Source organism: Bradyrhizobium sp. USDA 326 (assembly GCF_049739485.1).
In the GTDB taxonomy this organism is placed as follows: domain Bacteria; phylum Pseudomonadota; class Alphaproteobacteria; order Rhizobiales; family Xanthobacteraceae; genus Bradyrhizobium.
Genome location: NZ_JBMGQA010000001.1, coordinates 7,056,449 through 7,073,926, shown reverse-complemented (window position 1 = coordinate 7,073,926; position 17,478 = coordinate 7,056,449). Strand labels below are relative to the sequence as shown.

General features: G+C 65.1%; 15 protein-coding genes. 7 read left to right on the top strand and 8 right to left on the bottom strand.

Features of this window, described 5'->3' with window-relative positions; translation table 11 throughout:
- The first annotated feature begins 163 nt into the window (after window positions 1–163).
- Complete coding sequence (locus tag ABIG06_RS33345) at window positions 164–1,276, top strand: alpha/beta hydrolase family protein (RefSeq protein WP_124158009.1); 1,113 nt, start codon at window positions 164–166, stop codon at window positions 1,274–1,276.
- Between the two features lie 25 nt (window positions 1,277–1,301).
- On the opposite strand, the gene ABIG06_RS33340 is transcribed toward ABIG06_RS33345, so the two are convergent.
- Window positions 1,302–1,808, bottom strand: a complete 507-nt coding sequence (locus ABIG06_RS33340; protein ID WP_199751265.1) for a MarR family winged helix-turn-helix transcriptional regulator — start codon at window positions 1,806–1,808, stop codon at window positions 1,302–1,304.
- A 408-nt stretch (window positions 1,809–2,216) separates the two neighbouring features.
- On the opposite strand from ABIG06_RS33340, the gene ABIG06_RS33335 reads away from it, so the two are divergent.
- Window positions 2,217–3,740: a porin gene (locus tag ABIG06_RS33335; protein ID WP_124158011.1), complete on the top strand. Its 1,524-nt coding sequence runs from the start codon at window positions 2,217–2,219 to the stop codon at window positions 3,738–3,740.
- Between the two features lie 277 nt (window positions 3,741–4,017).
- Here ABIG06_RS33335 and ABIG06_RS33330 read toward each other — a convergent pair whose 3' ends face one another.
- The 3 genes from ABIG06_RS33330 to ABIG06_RS33320 all read right to left on the bottom strand — a co-directional run bounded on the left by ABIG06_RS33330 (window position 4,018) and on the right by ABIG06_RS33320 (window position 5,923).
- Window positions 4,018–4,509: a GcrA family cell cycle regulator gene (locus ABIG06_RS33330; protein ID WP_199751266.1), complete on the bottom strand. Its 492-nt coding sequence runs from the start codon at window positions 4,507–4,509 to the stop codon at window positions 4,018–4,020.
- A 74-nt stretch (window positions 4,510–4,583) separates the two neighbouring features.
- Window positions 4,584–4,781, bottom strand: coding sequence for a hypothetical protein (locus tag ABIG06_RS33325; protein WP_024341172.1), 198 nt, complete (start codon window positions 4,779–4,781; stop codon window positions 4,584–4,586).
- 200 nt (window positions 4,782–4,981) lie between these two features.
- Window positions 4,982–5,923 carry an acetamidase/formamidase family protein gene (locus ABIG06_RS33320; protein WP_370140117.1) on the bottom strand — a complete coding sequence of 314 codons (942 nt, stop codon included), beginning with the start codon at window positions 5,921–5,923 and terminating at the stop codon, window positions 4,982–4,984.
- A 168-nt stretch (window positions 5,924–6,091) separates the two neighbouring features.
- Here ABIG06_RS33320 and ABIG06_RS33315 point away from each other — a divergent pair, with 168 nt between their 5' ends.
- Genes ABIG06_RS33315 through ABIG06_RS33305 form a run of 3 tightly spaced genes read left to right on the top strand, consistent with a single transcriptional unit; the run spans window position 6,092 to window position 8,888 of the window.
- The gene (locus tag ABIG06_RS33315) at window positions 6,092–6,859 is read left to right on the top strand and encodes a YdcF family protein (protein ID WP_424578590.1); all 768 of its coding nucleotides are present in this window, start codon (window positions 6,092–6,094) and stop codon (window positions 6,857–6,859) included.
- Between the two features lie 58 nt (window positions 6,860–6,917).
- A complete protein-coding gene (locus ABIG06_RS33310; RefSeq protein ID WP_370140116.1) occupies window positions 6,918–7,700 on the top strand; it encodes a DUF169 domain-containing protein in 783 nt (260 codons plus the stop codon).
- Between the two features lie 9 nt (window positions 7,701–7,709).
- Complete coding sequence (locus tag ABIG06_RS33305) at window positions 7,710–8,888, top strand: saccharopine dehydrogenase family protein (protein WP_370140114.1); 1,179 nt, start codon at window positions 7,710–7,712, stop codon at window positions 8,886–8,888.
- Between the two features lie 100 nt (window positions 8,889–8,988).
- On the opposite strand, the gene ABIG06_RS33300 is transcribed toward ABIG06_RS33305, so the two are convergent.
- Window positions 8,989–10,185, bottom strand: a complete 1,197-nt coding sequence (locus ABIG06_RS33300) for an FAD-dependent monooxygenase (RefSeq protein WP_370140112.1) — start codon at window positions 10,183–10,185, stop codon at window positions 8,989–8,991.
- 147 nt (window positions 10,186–10,332) lie between these two features.
- On the opposite strand from ABIG06_RS33300, the gene ABIG06_RS33295 reads away from it, so the two are divergent.
- Window positions 10,333–10,809, top strand: coding sequence for a MarR family winged helix-turn-helix transcriptional regulator (locus tag ABIG06_RS33295; protein ID WP_370140973.1), 477 nt, complete (start codon window positions 10,333–10,335; stop codon window positions 10,807–10,809).
- On the opposite strand, the gene ABIG06_RS33290 is transcribed toward ABIG06_RS33295, so the two are convergent.
- The 3 genes from ABIG06_RS33290 to ABIG06_RS33280 form a co-directional block, all read right to left on the bottom strand.
- Window positions 10,778–12,025 carry an O-antigen ligase family protein gene (locus tag ABIG06_RS33290; protein ID WP_370140972.1) on the bottom strand — a complete coding sequence of 416 codons (1,248 nt, stop codon included), beginning with the start codon at window positions 12,023–12,025 and terminating at the stop codon, window positions 10,778–10,780. The genes ABIG06_RS33295 and ABIG06_RS33290 overlap by 32 nt on opposite strands.
- A 162-nt stretch (window positions 12,026–12,187) precedes the next feature.
- The gene (locus ABIG06_RS33285) at window positions 12,188–13,738 is read right to left on the bottom strand and encodes an undecaprenyl-phosphate glucose phosphotransferase (protein WP_370140111.1); all 1,551 of its coding nucleotides are present in this window, start codon (window positions 13,736–13,738) and stop codon (window positions 12,188–12,190) included.
- Window positions 13,739–13,856: 118 nt separating this feature from the next.
- Complete coding sequence (locus tag ABIG06_RS33280) at window positions 13,857–14,990, bottom strand: glycosyltransferase family 4 protein (protein WP_370140110.1); 1,134 nt, start codon at window positions 14,988–14,990, stop codon at window positions 13,857–13,859.
- Window positions 14,991–15,191: 201 nt separating this feature from the next.
- Here ABIG06_RS33280 and ABIG06_RS33275 point away from each other — a divergent pair, with 201 nt between their 5' ends.
- Window positions 15,192–17,477: a GumC family protein gene (locus ABIG06_RS33275; protein WP_370140109.1), complete on the top strand. Its 2,286-nt coding sequence runs from the start codon at window positions 15,192–15,194 to the stop codon at window positions 17,475–17,477.
- The last annotated feature ends 1 nt before the right edge of the window (window position 17,478 follow it).

Below are 17,478 nucleotides of genomic sequence, written 5' to 3'. Positions count from 1 at the left end.
GTGTTCGCCCGCTCCATGCCCCATCGGAATGTCACGCATGCGACATGACGATGTTCAAGCGATGGTGATCTGAAACGCCTCTCATCGGGCGCACGGCCGCTTGGTTGACGGACTGAAATAGTTTAGTCAATCCGAGTAACGCGACGATAGAGCGTAGCTGCCGATGATACCCGCATGTCTCTCCGACGACTGGACCCTTTGCCCGGACCGAGAGGACATCTCCGCTGAGTTCACACGGCTGCTCACTGCGGCCCAGGAGGGCGGCGCCACGATCGCGGAATGCCTCATGATCGCGCGGCAGCTGAAGCGCGGCGACGACCGGTCCTGGCATCGCGAGTGGAAGAAGCTGGCGCAGACCAACCGGCAGCGTGCCGAGGCCGCGTTCGCGGAAGGCCATCTGGCGAGCGCGCAACGCAATTGGCTGCGCGCGATGAACTACTATGGTGCCGCGGCGATGCCGCTCGACCCGGCGGACGAGCGCCGCTGGGTCGCGGTGCTGGCGATGCAGGACTGCGCCCGCCGCTACCTCGCCGCGCGCAGCCCGGCGGGCGAGGTCGTGACGATACCCTGGCTCGACGGGCACTCCCTGCAGGGCTATTTCGTTCCAGCGCCGCCAGCCGGCGGGCGGGCTCCGACCGTGATCTGCATCGGCGAGCCCGGCCACCGCAAGGAAGAGTTCCTGTTCAAGCTCGTGCCGCATGCGCGCGAGCGCGGCTTCTCGATGCTGGCCCTCGACCTCTTCGGCGAACAGCGCGACGATTTTCTCGACACGCTGTTGCGGCGCCGGGATCTCGAGAGCGCGATCCCCGGCGTCATGGACTATCTGGAGACCCGCGGTGACGTCGACTTCGCGCGCGTCGGGATCATCGCCGATGGCTGGGGCTCGTCCTTCGTCTCGCGCGCGGTGTTGCAGGAGCCGCGGCTTGCCGCGGCCGTCTGCGACGGCGGCCTGTGGGACCTGCACGAGCGGGCCTTCTTTGCCAGCCGATTCGCGATGAGCGACGTCAGCATCGTCCCGGTGCCGCATGCGCCGCTGATGGCCTCCAGCGCCGAGTGCCCGGTGCTGATCACGCTCGGCGAGGACGGCTGGCTCAAGGCCGATCGGGCGCGCCAGATCGTGCAGAACTCCAGGCTCGGCAGCTCGGACGTCATGCTGAAGGTATTCACTGCGGCCGAGACCGGCGCGGCACAGTCCCATGCGGACAATCCGAGCCTTGCCAACGAATACATCTTCGACTGGCTGGAATCACGGCTCGGTGCCGCCGGGCGCATCTAGCGGCGCGGCACGGCCGGACGGAGCGTCAGAAGTCGAGGCTCAGACGGACACAGGCCTTCTCGAGGCGGGACTTCAGCGTCGCGAGCTTGGTGGTGAATTCGGTCAGCTCGGCTTCGTCGAATTCCTGGAAGACGAATTCCCTGATCGTCTTGTACTGCTCGTTGAGGCTCGCCAGGTGCTTCTGCGTCTTCTCGGTCAGGGACAGCCGGACCACCCTGGCATCGGTCGGCGAGGGGCGGCGGCGCAACAGGCCCTTCTTTTCGAGCAGCTTGGATTGGGTGGTGACGAAGGACGGGTCGACGTGGAGGAGCTTGGACACGACGTTGACCGGGATGCCGTCGTCCTTGTCGAGGTCGGAGATGGCCATCAGGATCAACCATTGCGGCCCGCTGATGCCGAGCGTCCTCGCCCAGAACTGACGCAGCTCCTCGAGATACATGTTGATCGACGATATCTCCCAGGTGAAGCGCCTGATGATATCCAGATTGCCGATGGTGCGCAGGCGCGCTCCCTCTTTCCTCGTCGCGGACACAGCGTCACTCCGTGAACCGATTTGTTCAGGTCGGTGTTCGTGGAACGTCATAGTCCACGCAAGCCTGCTCTGACGCAAGTGCAGAGCAGGGTAATTTTGTCACTAAAACCACAAAGATGACCAGCTCAGCAGATTCGTCCGGCCCGGGTGTTGCGCGCGGGGTACAGGTTTAGCGAAACCGATAACCTGAGCTAATAAACTATTTTGATTAGCGGAACAGCGCAGGCATATTGATCCGCGACGGTGGGGGGTACTCGATCGTCCCGTTGCAGGTGGTTCGCTCACGTCCCTCGCGTCGAAAGCGGGTGTGTCCGAAAGCGCAAAGCGGCCGAGCGGATTTGAGAGAGACGGGGATCTGGGGGGCCTCACGGTCCAGTCTCCGTAAAATGAGCAACTTGGAGGTTTTAAATGAAAGTGGTGAAGAGCCTTTTGCTCGGCACTGCGGCGGGTCTGATCGCCGTCGGTGGAGCCCAGGCGGCCGATCTTCCGGTCAAGGCCAAGGCGGTCGAGTACGTCAAGATCTGCACACTGTACGGCGCCGGCTTCTACTACATCCCGGGCAGCGACACCTGCATCAAGCTCGGCGGCTACCTGCGTGCCGAAGTGGCGCTGAACGCCGGCGGCAACTACAGCGCCCAGTACAACGGCGTGTTCGCGGCCAACAACCGCCTGACCAACTACTACTCGATGCGCGCTCGTGAGGATCTCAACATCGACACGCGCACTGCGACCGAGTATGGCGTCGTCCGCACCTATTTCGACGCGGTCTTCACCTGGACGACCGGCAGTTATGTCGGCACCGGCTCTGGCACGGGCGCCACCGCCTACAGTGCCACGACGGCCGGCACGTCCAACCTCAACCCGACTGACGGCGGCATCTCGGGCGGCTCGCTCGGCGTCTACTACGCCTTCATCCAGTTCGCCGGCTTCACTCTCGGCAAGTCGGTGTCGCAGTTCGACGCGCCCTGGATCAACTATCCCGGCAACAACTTCGACCAGCTCGTCGGCGGCAGCGGCACCACCAACGGCGTCCCGCAGATCAGCTACACGGCCGATTTCGGCCAAGGCGTGACGGCGACCATCTCGGCGCAGGATCAGACGCAGATCTTCCAGACCAACATCTGGAACACCGCGGGCATGACGACCTCGGGCGTCCTCGGCGGCGCCTACGGCTCCAGCGATTTCGGCGGCACCCGGTCCCCCGACATCGTCGGCGCGGTCCGTGTCGACCAGGCCTGGGGCCTGTTCCAGGCGTCGGTCGCTGCGCACGACAACCATACCGGCTATTACGGTGCGACCGAAGTTACCGGTCATCCCGAGGACAAGTGGGGCTGGGCGGTTCAGCTCGCTCTCTCGATCAAGAACATTCCGACCGGCGCCGGCGACGTGATCAACGTCTCGGGCGTCTACACCGAAGGCGCGAGCCGCTACAACTTCCAGGAGCTGGCCGCGACCAGCTACTCGATGTTCGGCAGCTCGAACGCCGCCTACCAGAGCATCGGCTTCGCCGGCGTCTCTGACGCGGTGTTCGGCCCGGGCGGCCAGCTCGAGCTGACCAAGACCTACGGCTTCCGTGGTGCCTACACCCACAACTGGAGCCCGTACTGGAATACGGCGCTCTACGGTGCGTGGGCCGCGGTCAACTACAACGGCACGGCGAAGGGCCTGATCTGCGGCAGCGCCGCGTTCGCGACCCTGACCGGGACCTGCAATCCGGACTTCAACATCGGCCAGGTGGGCGTCATCACCCGCTGGACGCCGGTGAAGAATCTGACCTTCTCGGCCGACTTCGTCTACAGCCATCTCGACCAGAAGTATTCGGGCGTGATCACGACCCCGGCGCTGACGAGCGTCGCCAAGCCGGCGGCGACCTACGAGCTGAAGGACCAGGACACCTACAGCCTCCTGCTGCGCGCCCAGCGCAACTGGTAAGCTCGAGGTTTCGGACTTGATGAAGCCCCGGCGGGAAACCGCCGGGGCTTTTTTTGCAAGGGAGGAGGGCATTCGGAAAAGCCCGGCGGCCTGCGCAAAGGACGAAGACGAGCCATGCGCTTGGCGTGCTTCAAACTTATTTACTTACCTGAGTTACTAAGCTATACAACTCCCAGCCAAATACGAAAGTTGCGGCTCTTAGCTTCACGCTAAGCCTCCAGAGACCTCCGGTGATGCCCCGCCGGAGGTTTTTTGTTTTCTGGAGCATGGCGCAGCATCAGCCGCGCATCACGCGAGCGCGCCCGTTTGGCCGGTAGGCGAGGCGGCTGTGGCCGGCGCAATAGGGCTGGCCGTCGGGAGCCGTGTTGCCGCAGAAGCAGAAATCGTCCTCGCCCGGCGTCGAGATCGGCCATCGGCAGCGGTTCTCGGCAAGCTCCAGCAGCGAGCAGCGATTGGCCTCGTCGATGGGGCCGGCGACCGCCGGGACGTCGGTCTCGCCATAGATCGTGGCGAGCATCTCATATTGCAGCCGCGGCATGGCCCTCCGCGTGCGCGCCGGCGCAAAGCCTCTGTCCTGGGCCTTGCGGTCGTCGACCGCCCGGCCGCGCGTCAGATTCAGCCGGGACAGCTTGCCGATCACCGCGTTGCGGCTGACGCCGATGTCGGCGGCGATCTCGCGGCAGGAGAGGCCGGCCTCGAAGTGCCGCTTCAACAGTTCAATACGGTCGTCGGTCCAGGTTGGTGAAGAATTCGGTGAGAGAACAGGCATGTGTAACGGTCCCAGGTTGCAGATGTCGGCCATCCGCTGTCTCGAGATCCGCCCGCCTCACGTCCGGCGCGTGCTCACGTCCTGCCATTGTCGCGGATCGACAGAAGCCCGTCCTTGATGGCGAGACGGATGCCTTCCTCGATCAATGTCCGTGCGACGCCGGGAACGCTGGTGCCGTGGGTGCCCTGTCTCACCAGCTTCTCCAGATAGGCGATGGTCGAGAGCGCCAAGGTAACGGGAATGCGGTCAGTCTCGGCTTTTTCGGTGGCCATGGCCGAACGCTAGCCTCTTACTCGGGTACATAAAAGTAACGATTAAGACTCTATTTAGGTCCGGGGGTGGAAGTCAAATCGGCGCTGGGGCAGCAGCTCACCTCGTTGGAATCGCTTGAGAATCGCACATAGCGCGGCGCGCCGCAGGGAAAACCGGGCGGCGGCTTGGTGTCGGCAGGTCGGGGATGGGCCCGGCGGGCTCAGCCGTGCACGATCGCCTTTTCGATCATGCAATGGATGCCCTTGGCGCCATTGACGGTCTGGGTCACCCGCAAATCGGCGGCCAGGCTGCACAGCGTGTAGGCGTCCTCGCGCGACAGGTTTCGCGTCTCGCCGAGCAGCGCGATCATGTCGCGCAGCGCGCGCACCACGCACTGGTCGAGGTCGGGGTCCATCGCCATGGTCATGTAGTGCGTCGCCGTCTCGGCGCGGGGATAGTCGAGCCTGAGGTCCTTGCGCAGCGTCAGGCGGAAGCGGCCCTGGAGCGCGGTCTCGATCGCGGTGACGCAGACCTCGCCGTCGCCCTGCACGCCGTGGCCGTCGCCGCAGGAGAACATCGCGCCCGGGACGAACACCGGCAGATACAGCGTCGCGCCGGCGCCGAGCTCCTTGTTGTCGAGATTGCCGCCCATCGCGCGCGGGATCAGCGAGGAGATGCGGCCCCAGGCCGGCGGCGGCGAAACGCCCATCACGCCGAAGAACGGCTTGAGAGGCAGGTCGAGGCCCCACGGCATGCGGCCGGTCATCCGTGACCGGTCGAGCGGGATATTCAGGATGCGTGTCTCATGGAAATCGTCGGGCAGGGTCCCGGACAGCGGCTTGATCATGTTCCAGCCCCAATCCTGCCGGAGCTGGACATCGAGGATCTCGACCGCCAGCACGTCGCCGGGCTCGGACCCTTCGACCGCGATCGGACCGGTGAGGATGTGGCCGGGCAACATGCGCTCGTTCTTGGCGTGAACATCGTGCATCTCAGGCGGAATATGAAACCTGTCGCGGTCGGGCAGCATATCCGGTCCGCCGCTGATGGTATCGACCGTTACCTCGTCGCCGCTGGCAATGGTGAGGACGGGCTGAAGCGCAGCTTCGAAGAAACCCCAATGGCAGGTTTCGGAGCTGGAATGCAGGTGGTGATGGTTCATTTGCCGCGTCCGGTTGGTTTCATCGGCCGCGGGCTTGACCCGGCGATCGATCCTCTTTCAAGAAGATTTCTGAAGATGGCGGGGCCGGTCAAGCCCCGCACAGGCAGGCACGATGATTTCAGCGAGGCTCCCCTGTTTTTTGTTCTTTCCAAGACCCTCGGCGTCGCGCTGCTGCCGATCAATCTCCTGGTCGAGCTCGGCATCCTGTCGGTCGTGCTGATGGCGACGCGCTTTGCCGCGCTCGGCCGCAGACTCGCGGTGGTCACGCTGGTGGTGCTGGGGCTCGCTGCTTTCTCGCCGCTCGGCAACTTCCTGATCTATCCGCTGGAGTCGCGCTTTCCTGCCTGGGATCCGTCGCGCGGCGCGCCCGACGGCATCATCGTGCTCGGCGGCTCGGTCGACACCGATCTGTCGGCTGCACACCGCACGCCCGTCGTCGCGCACGCGGCCGATCGTCTGTTTGCGCCGGCCGAGCTCGCGCGGCGCTATCCGAATGCGCGCATCGTCTTCACCGGAGGCTCAGCGAACCTGGTTTCGACCGAGGCGAGGGAGGCTGACTACTCCGCACCGATCCTGGAGAATCTCGGCATACCGAAGCAGCGCCTGATCCTCGAGCGCAATTCCCGCAACACCTGGGAGAACGCGATCTTCACAAAGCAAATGGTGGATCCAAAGCCGGGCGAACGGTGGCTCCTGGTGACGTCGGCCTTCCACATGCCGCGCTCGATGGGGATCTTCCGCACGGCCGGATTTGACGTCGAGGCCTATCCCGTGGACTGGCGGATGGGGGGACGCGACGATCTTTTTTCCTTCACCAATATCGGCGCGGATGGGCTCCGCCGAACTGATGTGGCCGTGCGCGAGTGGATCGGCCTCGTGGCCTACCGTCTGATGGGCAGGATCGGCGAGTTGCTTCCGGGACCGGGCAAGGACTAGAACCAAGGGCTGCAAAACAAGAACACACGGCGCGCGATCGCCGGCCGGGAGAAGCACCATGCAACAGCAGAGCGCAGACAGGATCGATCTTGCAGGCGTCGTCGCCGACCTCAACAGCTTGCTGCGGCTGAAGACGACGGTGATCGGCATGAAGTTGTTCGCAACGGCCGCGGAGATGGAGGCGATCCCGAAGATCCGGCGTCCGAACGCAATTCACACCACCGACCAGATCGTCAGCATGGCCGCGCGCCTGGGATGGACCGTCGGCATCACCGCCGACGACCTCGTCGGCGCGCAATGCCGCGCGGTGATCGGCCTTGCGCCGCAGGACGAGAAATGGCTCGCCGGCGAAAACTATGTCGGGGTCTGGCACGGTACCGCAGAGGATGCGCGCAAGCGCCAGCAGGCCCTGGATGTGGTTCCGTTCGGGCAACATCAGGCGCTCGCCGTCAGTCCGCTGGCGAGCGGCCGGCTCGATCCGCCCGACATCTGCCTCGTCTATGCGACGCCGGGGCAGATGATCATCTTGATCAACGGACTGCAATATACCGGCTACAAGAAGTTCGAATGGGGCGTGGTCGGCGAGACCGCCTGCGCCGATTCCTGGGGGCGGGCGCTCAAGACGGGGGAGCCCAGCCTGTCCTTGCCATGCTATGCCGAACGGCGCTATGGCGGCGTGCCGGACGAGGAGATGCTGATGGCCTTGCAGCCGTCGCATCTCGCCAAGGCAGTTGAAGGCATGAAGGCGCTGGCCAGGAACGGCCTGCGCTATCCGATTCCGCCCTATGGCATTCAAAGCGACGTCCGTGCCGGCATGGGCGTGAGCTACGCGAAGAAGTAAAGGCCGACCATGAGCTCTGCGAAATTCGACATCGTCGTCTACGGCGCGACCGGTTTCACCGGCCAGCTCGTCGCCGAGTATCTGGCAACGCGGTACAAGGACGACAAGGCGCTGAAATGGGCGATGGCGGGCCGCAGCCTCGACAAGCTGAGATCGGTGCGCGACGCGATCGGCGCGCCGGCGGACACGCCGCTGATCGTGGCGGATGCGTCGGATGCGGCGTCGCTGAAGACGATGGTGGCGCAGACCAGGTCGGTGATCACGACCGTGGGGCCGTACCAGTTCTACGGCGAGGATCTGCTCGCTGCCTGCGTCGCGGCGGGTGTGGATTATTTCGATCTCTGCGGCGAGCCGGTGTGGATGCGGCAGATGATCGACAAGTACGAGGCTGCGGCGAAAACGAGCGGCGCGCGCATCGTGTTCTCCTGCGGCTATGATTCCGTGCCGTTCGAGCTCGGCACGTTGTTCGTGCAGGAAGAGGCGGGGCGCGTGTTCGGCGCGCCGGCCGCGCGCGTGAAGGGCCGTGTGCGCGACATGCGCGGCACGCTGTCGGGTGGCACAGCGGCGAGCGCGAAGGCGACCTTCGATGCGGTTGCCAAGGACCTCAGCCTGGTCGCCATTCTCAACGATCATTTCGCGCTGACGCCCGGCTTCACCGGCCCGAAGCAACCGAAGGGCAATAGGGCGGTTTACGAGGAGGATCTGCAATCCTGGGCGGCGCCGTTCATGATGGCGCTGATCAACACCCGCAACGTCCACCGCTCCAACATGCTGATGGGCTTTCCCTACGGCCGCGAGTTTGTCTACGACGAGATGGTCCTGACCGGTCCCGGCGAGAAGGGCGAGGCTAATGCCAAGCGCGTGATGGCGGCCAACGCCGAGAAGACCGGTCCGAACGCGCCGAAGCCGGGCGAGGGGCCCTCGAAGGAGGAGCGCGAAAACGGCCTATTCGATCTGCTCTATGTCGCCATCGCGCCCGATGGCCGCATGGTGCGCGCCGGCGTCACCGGCGACCGCGACCCCGGCTACGGCTCGACCTCCAAGATGATCTCCGAATGCGCGATCTGCCTGTTGCGCGACGCGGCGGACGTTCCGGGCGGCTTCTGGACGCCGGGAGCCGCGATGCAGGACAAGCTCATCAAGCGGCTGCAGGACAATGCGGGGCTGACGTTCAAGGTGGAGAGCTAGGTCGGCTCCCGTAGGATCGGCAAAGGCCCAGCGCGCCGTGCCGCACCATCTCTGAGTGGTGGGCACGCTGCGCCTTGCCCATCCTACGGCACCGTCTCTGTCACACCGCCCTGGCATCGTACGCGTACATGAAGTCCATGTTCTTCGCGCCCAGCGGCAGCAGCCATTTCAGCATCTGATTGCGCATCCACGCGCCGATGGCGCTGAACTCGCGCTTGCTGTTGCCGTTGCGACGCGCCATCGCGACGATCCTCTCGGTGCGCGGACGACGCTCGGCCTCGAAGGCCTGAAAGGTGGCGCCGAGCTCCTGGCCCTCCTGCATCAGCCGCGCGAGCCGCATCGCATCTTCGAGCGCCAGCGAAGCGCCCTGGCCGGCGTGAGGGCTGGTTGCGTGCGCGGCGTCGCCGATCAGCAGCGAGCGCTTGCGCGACCAGGTCGGCAGTGTCGCGACGTCGAGCGTGTCGGTGACGACGATGTTCTCGGCCGCTTCGATGATGGCAGGGATCGGATCGTGCCAGCCGCGGTGCAAGCCGCGCAGATGCTGCTTCAGCGTCGCCGGATCGAGCGCGCGAAACGTCGCCGCGTCCATGCCGCGTGCGGGCTGCGTGCTCCACCACATCACGCCGTCGCCCGGATCCGGACTGCAATAGCCGTAGCCGAAGAAGCCGCACCGGCCGAAGGTGGTCTCGACACGCCGGCCGATCGATCTTCCGGCGAGGACGGCGTGCGGCACGAAGCCGCCGAAGCCGATCAGGCCGGTGTTGAAGGGTTGCGGGCCATCAGGCACCACCTGGCGGCGCGTGACCGAATGGACGCCGTCGGCACCGATCAGGAAGTCGCCTTCGGCCGTGGTGCCGTCGGCGAAATAGGCGATGATCGGCTGGTCGCCGCGATCCTCGACCTTGATCAAGCGTTTCTCGAAATACAGCGAGACGCAAGCGCACCAGGCCTTGTCGATCAGCATCTCGTTCAGCGTGGCGCGGCATACGTTCACCGCGGGCTGGCCGAAACGCCGTTCCATCTCGCGGTTGATCGAACCGAGCTTGGCGCCGCGCTGGGAATAGAAGTCGAAGGATTCCGCGACCGAGCCGCGGGAGATCAGCTCCTTCGCCAGCCCGATCTCGTCCATCACATGCATGCCGTTCGGTGCAATCTGAAGGCCGCCGCCGATGCCCTTCGAATAAGGCCAGGCCTCGTAGATCGCGGACTCGATGCCGGCGCGGCGGAGCAACACCCCGGCGACGGGCCCGGCGATGCCGGCGCCGATGATCAGGGCCTTGCGGGGACGATATGACATGGCTTGCTCCCGACGTTTCCGTGGTGCTAGGAGAAATTACGGTCACTAAATCTCTTAGTGACTAAGATATATATCGCCTAAGAGATGAGGTCGGCCTTGTCAAGGAAGAAGGCGCGCACTGCGCTGCTGCAGGAGCTCGAGGACGCCATGCGCAGATCGTCCGCGCAGGGCGTGCTCTATGGGCAAACCGTTGCCAACGTTGCCGGAATTGCCAATTCCGACCTCGAATGCATGGACATCCTGTATCTCGAAGGCCGCGTCACCGCAGGGAGGCTCGCCGAGGTCACGGGCCTCACGACCGGTGCCATCACGGGGGTGGTCGACCGGCTCGAAAAGGCAGGCCTGGTGCGCCGCGAGCGCGACGAGAAGGACCGCCGCAAGGTCTTCATCGCGGTCGTGCCGGAGGCAATCGCCGGCCTCGGCCAATACTATGTGCCAATGCAGCAGGCGATGGAGAAGGTCTGCAACGGCTATTCCGATGAGGAATTGCGGCTGCTGCTGCGGTTCGCCAACGAGGCCTACAAGGAGGTGCTCGCGGCAACAGAGGCCTTGAAGGGCCTGCTCGACACGCCGCCGGAGAAGCGGCCTGAACTCAAGCTGAAGACGCGTCCTCGCCAGCGTTAGCTTTGTAGACCTGCGCGGCCGCGATCATGCCCCACATCGCGCCCAGCATCATCCAGAAGTGGCGCCAGTGGTCGGTGTCGATCACGAGGCTTTCGCCGACGGTACCGAGGAAGGCGGAGAAGATCACGAGATAGGCACGCTGCCAGGGCACACGGACGAGGATGTGGCGGAAGCCCATGATCACCGTGGTGAAGACCAGCGCGGGATAGCATACGCCCGAAAGCCAGCCTCCGGACATGAACGCGTTCAGATATGAGTTGTGGGTGTCCTCAGGGAAGAAGCGGTGGAATTGCAGGGGACCAATGCCGAACGGCAGGTCGAGCGCCATCTCCGCACCGAGGATATGCCGGCCGAACCGGCCGAAGCGACCTTCGTCATAGCTCTGGTCGAAGCTGGCGCGCTGCTTGAACATCTCGGCGGTGGCGTCGAACGACAACAGCACCGCGATCAGCGCAAGGCCCAGCACCGCGGCGACGATCGCCATGACGATGATGCGCGAGCGCTGCGCGTTGGTGCGGCTGGTCAGCACCATCAAGGCCAGCATGAAGGCGGAGGTCAGCACCAAGCCGCCCCAGGCGGCGCGTGAGAAGGCGAGCAGGATCGCAAGCGACATGATGCCGAAGGCGATGACGTTGCGGAACGCCTTGCCGAACTTGTCTGAGACCACGCTCTGGAGCGCGAACAGTGCCGGCAGGATCAGGAAGGCGCCGAGCACGTTCGGGTCCTTGAACGTGCCGCGCGCGCGTCCGTAGAGCGTCAGGAGATCGTTGCCGCCGGGCGCGAGGTGGAAATAGCCGGCGACCGCCAGGAGCGAGGCGATCATCGCGCCGACCACGAGCCCGCGGCGCAGCATGTCGAGCCGGGCCGCCGTGTCTTCCGAAATGACCATCGCGAAAAACACCACCGTCACAGCCATGTACCAGGAGGTCGCGATCCAGCTTACCACCTCGGGCTTATCGAATAGCGGGATCGCGCTGATGGTGTAGCCCACATTGAGCAGGACCAGCAGCGCTACCAGCGGCATCAGCGCGAGCTTCAGCCGCAGGCCGGTGGCGAAGAAAGTAACGGTCGCGAGCAGCGTCGCGATCTCGTACGGGCTCGGCTCGATGAATACGATCGCGCCGGAGGCGCCGACCAGCCACACCAGCGCGCGCTGCAGCGCCAGCACGCCGGGCGCAGCTACGTTCGGTCCACCGGCTGTCGCCGCATACGCCATTACGCTCACGCTACTCGTACGCCACAAACAAGGCTGTCATCGTCCGGCTTGACCGGCGATCCAGTACTCTGCGGCGCGCGTTGCTGGAAACGGCTGGCGCTGCGGCGTACTGGATGCCCGCCCCAGTGCGCAACTGCGCACAAGGCGGGGCATGACGGAAACTCAATACGCGTTCTCGTTCTTTGTCAGCAGCGAGATCGGCGTCTTCAGGAGAATGACGAGGTCGAACAGCACCGACCAGTTCTCGATGTAATAGAGATCGAACTCGACGCGCTTCTGGATCTTCTCTTCGTTGTCGATCTCGCCGCGCCAGCCGTTGATCTGGGCCCAGCCGGTGATGCCAGGCTTGACGCGGTGGCGGGCGAAATAGCCGTCGACGGCTTCGTCGAACAGGCGGCTCTGGAGCTTGCCCTGCACCGCATGCGGCCGCGGGCCGACCAGGGAGAGGTTGCCGGCAAAAACCACGTTGAAGAGCTGCGGCAGCTCGTCGAGGCTGGTTTTGCGGATGAAGCGGCCGACGCGGGTGACGCGCGGATCGTTTTTGGTCACGACCTTCGATGCGGTCGGGTCGGCCTGATGGTGGTACATCGAGCGGAATTTATAGACGTCGATGCGCTCGTTGTTGAAGCCGAAGCGCTTCTGGCGGAACAGCACCGGGCCGGAGCTGTCGAGCTTCACCGCCAGCGCCACCAGTCCCATCACCGGCAGCGCTGCTAGCAGCGCGAGGCTTCCCACGACGCGGTCGAACAGCCACTTCATCACCAGATCCCAGTCGGTGATCGGCGCCTCGAACACGTCCAGCGTCGGCACCTCGCCGAGATAGGAATAGGAGCGGGGACGGAAGCGCAGCTTGTTGGTATGCGCGGAGAGGCGAATGTCGACCGGCAGCACCCAGAGCTTCTTCAGCATTTCCAGGATGCGCGTTTCCGCCGAGATCGGCAGCGCGAACAGCACGAGGTCGACGCGGGTGCGGCGGGCGAACTCGACGATGTCGTCGACCTTGCCGAGCTTGCGCACGCCGGCGCAGGTGTCGAGCGAGCGGCTGTCGTTGCGGTCGTCGAACACGCCGAGCACGTGAATGTCGGAATCTTCTTGCGCCTTCAACGCCTCGACCAGCTGCTCGCCGCTGCTGTCGGAGCCGACGATGATGGTCCGGCGGTCGAGCCGACCCTGGCGCGCCCAACCGCGCACCAGCGCGCGCAGCACCAGACGCTCGGCAATCAGCGCGGCGAGCCCGAGGAAGTAGAAGGCGGCGAGCCACAGCCGCGAGATTTCGCTGCCGTACTTGGCGAAAAAGGAGATGCCGATGAACAGCAGGAAGACGAAGGACCAGGACGAGATCATCCGCGTCATCTGCCGGAGCTGACCACGGAACAGCTGCACCTGGTAGATGTCGGCGGCCTGGAAGCAGACCACCGCGGCGACCGCGACGGCGACGACCTCGGCCGGATAGATCCAGCTGAAGGCGCCGGAGAGCGGCATGACATAGCCGACGTAGAGCGCAATGCCGACGAGGCTCAGCAGCGCGAAATCAGCCAGGCGGACGAACCCGGCGATCACGATCGGGGAGTAGGCGCGAGCGACCTTCTGGTTGACCACTTCGAGCGCGGCGGACGAGAGCCGGCGACGGCGCTCCACGAAGGGCTGGTCAGCGGGCTTTGCCGCAGCGCTGGTCGCGGCATCGAGCATCGAGCGTGCGTTGAGCGGTTCCACGGGCGTCCACGTCCATTCCAAATCCCGCGGCACGGTCTTGCGCGCCCCGGGCAAGCATCCCCTGGCGCTCCGATTATCGAACAAATCGGAAGATTTTCTAAAGCGAGCTTAAGGATGGTTAACGATTGGCAAATGCGTCGTGATAGCCGGCGAGTACGCCGTCGACCATGGCCCGTTGAGAAAAGTGTGCGGAAATGCGCTCGCGCAAGGAGCGCGCGCGCTGCGCCGTCGTTTGCGGATCATCGAGGGCAGCCGCAATTGCCTCGGCCATGGCCTCGGGATTGCTCGGAGCGAACAGAGCGGGGCTGTCGGAGCCGAATATCTCGGGAATGCCGCCGATGCGGGACGCGATCATCGGAATGCCGGCGGCACCCGCCTCGATCACGACATAGGGCATGGAATCGCCGCGCGAGGGAACGACCAGCAGCCGCCCCTTGGAGAAGCCGTAGCGCGCCTTGACGTGGCCGATGAAGCGGATCGCGTCGGACAGGCCGAGCCTCTCGACCTGCGCTTTCAGCGCCGCGGTCTCCTCGCCGTCGCCGCCGAGCGTCAGCGTGACCTTCTTGCCGACCGCATGCAGCTGCGCCACGGCATCGACGAGCAGATCCGCGCCCTTGATGTGCCTGAACTCGCCGACATAGGCGAGGTCGGTGGCATCGTCGGCCGTCACGACAGGCTCGAACTCCTCGGGAGTGACGCCATTGAAGACGCAACGCACGACGCCCTTTGGCGTGCCGACGATGCGTTGATAGGTGTCGCGGGCAAATGCGCTCTCGAACAGGAACAGGTCGGTCGAATCCATCAGCGCGCGCTCGAGCCGCGCGTAGAACTCGCCCTTGAGGGTGTTGAGGGGATAATGCAGCGAACCGCCATGCGGGGTGTAGATGCGGATGGTCTCGTCCGAGCGCCGTCGCATGCGGATGAAGGCGCCGGCCTTGGCGCCGTGGCCGTGCAGCACGTCGGGCTTGAGCGTGGCGATCAGGCGGCGCATGCGAAGCCATACCAGGACATCGTCGGGCGACGGCTCGCGGCGAATCGCGAGCCGGTGCACGCCGAGCTTCAGCCGAGGCGCGAGCTCGGCGAGAGCCTTGTCGGCGCGCTCCCCGCCGGTGAGGCTGTCGGCGAGAATGCCGACATGATGGCCGCGGTCGACCTGGCCGTTGGCGACGTCGAGGATGTGGCGGAAGATGCCGCCGACCGGAGCACGCACGGCGTGCAGGATGCGAAGCGGCCGGTCGGGAGAGGGGGGCATGATCAAAACCAGCTCGACGGCGACTGCCGAACAATTCTCACGAAATTATCGCGAGGAATTAAGGGCCGTCGTGGTTAACAAACGATGACGGACGCGCGTCGGCCGGCCGCCGGCGGTCGCGATTAACCGCGCGGCAACCTTAATGGAGTGTAATCGCCCCGGTTGAGGTAGAGTCGCAGCATTGCCCTGCGGGAGTGTTCGATGCGTTTAGCGTTCTGGCGTGCCGGCAAGGCCAAGGCGGTGATCGAGCGGGCTGTCTCGAAGTCCCGACCCAAGCCTGCGCCAAAGATCGACGCCAAGGTCGAGGCCAAGCTCGAAGCAAAGGCTGAAGCAGGCGCTGCGCCGGTTGTCACGAAGCAGGCCCAAGTCGAATCCGGCGATATCGACCTGCGCGCGCTTGGAACGGCACTGGCGCGCAAGCGCAGCTGGATCATCGTGCCGACGGTGCTGGCGCTCGTTGCGTCCCTCGCTGCCGTCAATCTCGTCACGCCGCGTTACAAGTCCGAAGCCCGCATCCTGATCGACGGCCGCGAGAACGTGTTCCTGCGCCCGAACAGCGACCGGACCGAGGAGCGGCAGGCGCTCGACGCCGAGGCCGTCACCAGCCAGGTGCAGCTGGTGTTGTCGCGTGATCTCGCGCGGGAGATCATCAAGAAGAACAAGCTCGCGGAACGCCCCGAATTCGACCCCGTGCTGCAAGGAATCTCGCCGCTGAAGTCGCTTGCCGCGCTCATCGGCATCGGCCGCGATCCGTTCTCGATGACGCCGGAAGAGCGCGTGCTCGATGCTTACTACGAGCGCCTTCAGGCCTATGCGGTCGACAAGTCACGCGTGATCGTGATCGAATTCCAGTCCGCCGATCCCGAGCTTGCCGCCCGCGTCGCCAATTCGATCGCCGACGGCTATCTCGTGCTCCAGCAGAGCGTGCGCCAGGAGCAGGCCAAGAACGCCAGCCAGTGGCTGGCCGGCGAGATCGAGAGCTTGCGCAAGAAGGTCTCGGAGGCCGAGGCCAGGGTCGAGGACTTCCGCTCCAAGTCGAGCCTGTTCGTCGGGACCAACAACACCACGCTGTCGAACCAGCAGATGGGCGAGGTGAACACCCAGCTCAACAATGCGCGCTCGATGAAGGCGGATGCGGAATCCAAGGCGCGGCTGATCAAGGATATGCTCCAGAGCGGCAAGCCGATCGAGGCATCCGAGGTCGTGAACTCCGAATTGATGCGCCGGTTGTCGGAGCAGAGGGTGACGCTGCGCGCGCAGCTCGCCGAACAGTCATCCACGCTGCTCGGCAATCACCCGCGGATCAAGGAGCTGAAGGCGCAGCTTGGCGATCTCGACAATCAGATCCGCGACGAAGCGGCCAAGATCTCGCGCTCGCTCGAGAACGACGCCCGGATCGCCAGCGGCCGGGTCGACGGCCTGACCGTGAGCCTCGAGCAGCTCAAGAAGCAGGCGGCCTCGACCAACGGTCAGGATGTCCAGCTCCGTGCCCTCGAGCGCGAAGCCAAGGCGCAGCGCGACCTGCTCGAGACTTATCTGGCCAAGTACCGCGAAGCCAACACCCGCGAGACCATCGACACCGCGCCGACGGACGGCCGCATCATCTCGCGCGCCATCGTGTCGAACACGCCGGCCTATCCGAAGAAGCTGCCGATCGTGCTGATCGCGACCATCGCGACGCTGCTGCTGTCGTCCGGTGTCGTCGTCACCGGTGAGCTGTTGCGTCAGACCGCGCCGCGTGCGGCGGCTGTGTTCACGCCGCCGGCGGTTCGGCGGGAGCCGGCGGTGGCTCGGCAAGAAGTGGTGGTGGAGCCCGTCGTCGAGCCCATCATGGAAGAGCCGGCGCCGCTTCAGCCGGAGATGACGGCCGATGCCGATGCGACGGAGTTCGCCGAGATCGAGCATCTCGCCGACCGCCTGCGTGCCGCGGGCACGGCGGCGAAGAAGGTCACGGTGCTCGGTACCGCGCCCGGCGAAGCCATCACGCTGTCGACCCTGACGCTCGCCCGGCACCTGGCGCGCGATGCCCGCGTCGTCGTCGTCGATCTCGCCGCATCCTCGCCGACCATTGCCGCGGTATCCGTCGATGCGTCGGCTCCGGGCCTTGCCGAATTGATGCAGGGCGAGGCCTCGTTCACCCAGATCATCACCCGCGACAAACTCTCGCGGCTGCATCTGGTCATGGCGGGCCGTCCCGGCTTCGACCGCAGCCTGCTGCAATCGCCGCGCGTGGCGCTCGCGATCGACGCGCTGCTGCGCGCCTACGATCACGTGCTGATCGACGCCGGCAGCGCCTCCGATCTCCCGGCCGAACTGCTGACGGCGCATGCCCGCGCCGTCGTGGTGCCCGATGCGTCGATGGCACCTGATGCCCGCACGCTGATGTGCGATCAGCTGAGGGCGGTCGGCTTCAGCGAGGTGACGATGCTGAGCAAGCCGGTGCAGGCTTCGGATGCAATGGAGACGCCGCGCGTGGTTGCGGCGTAGT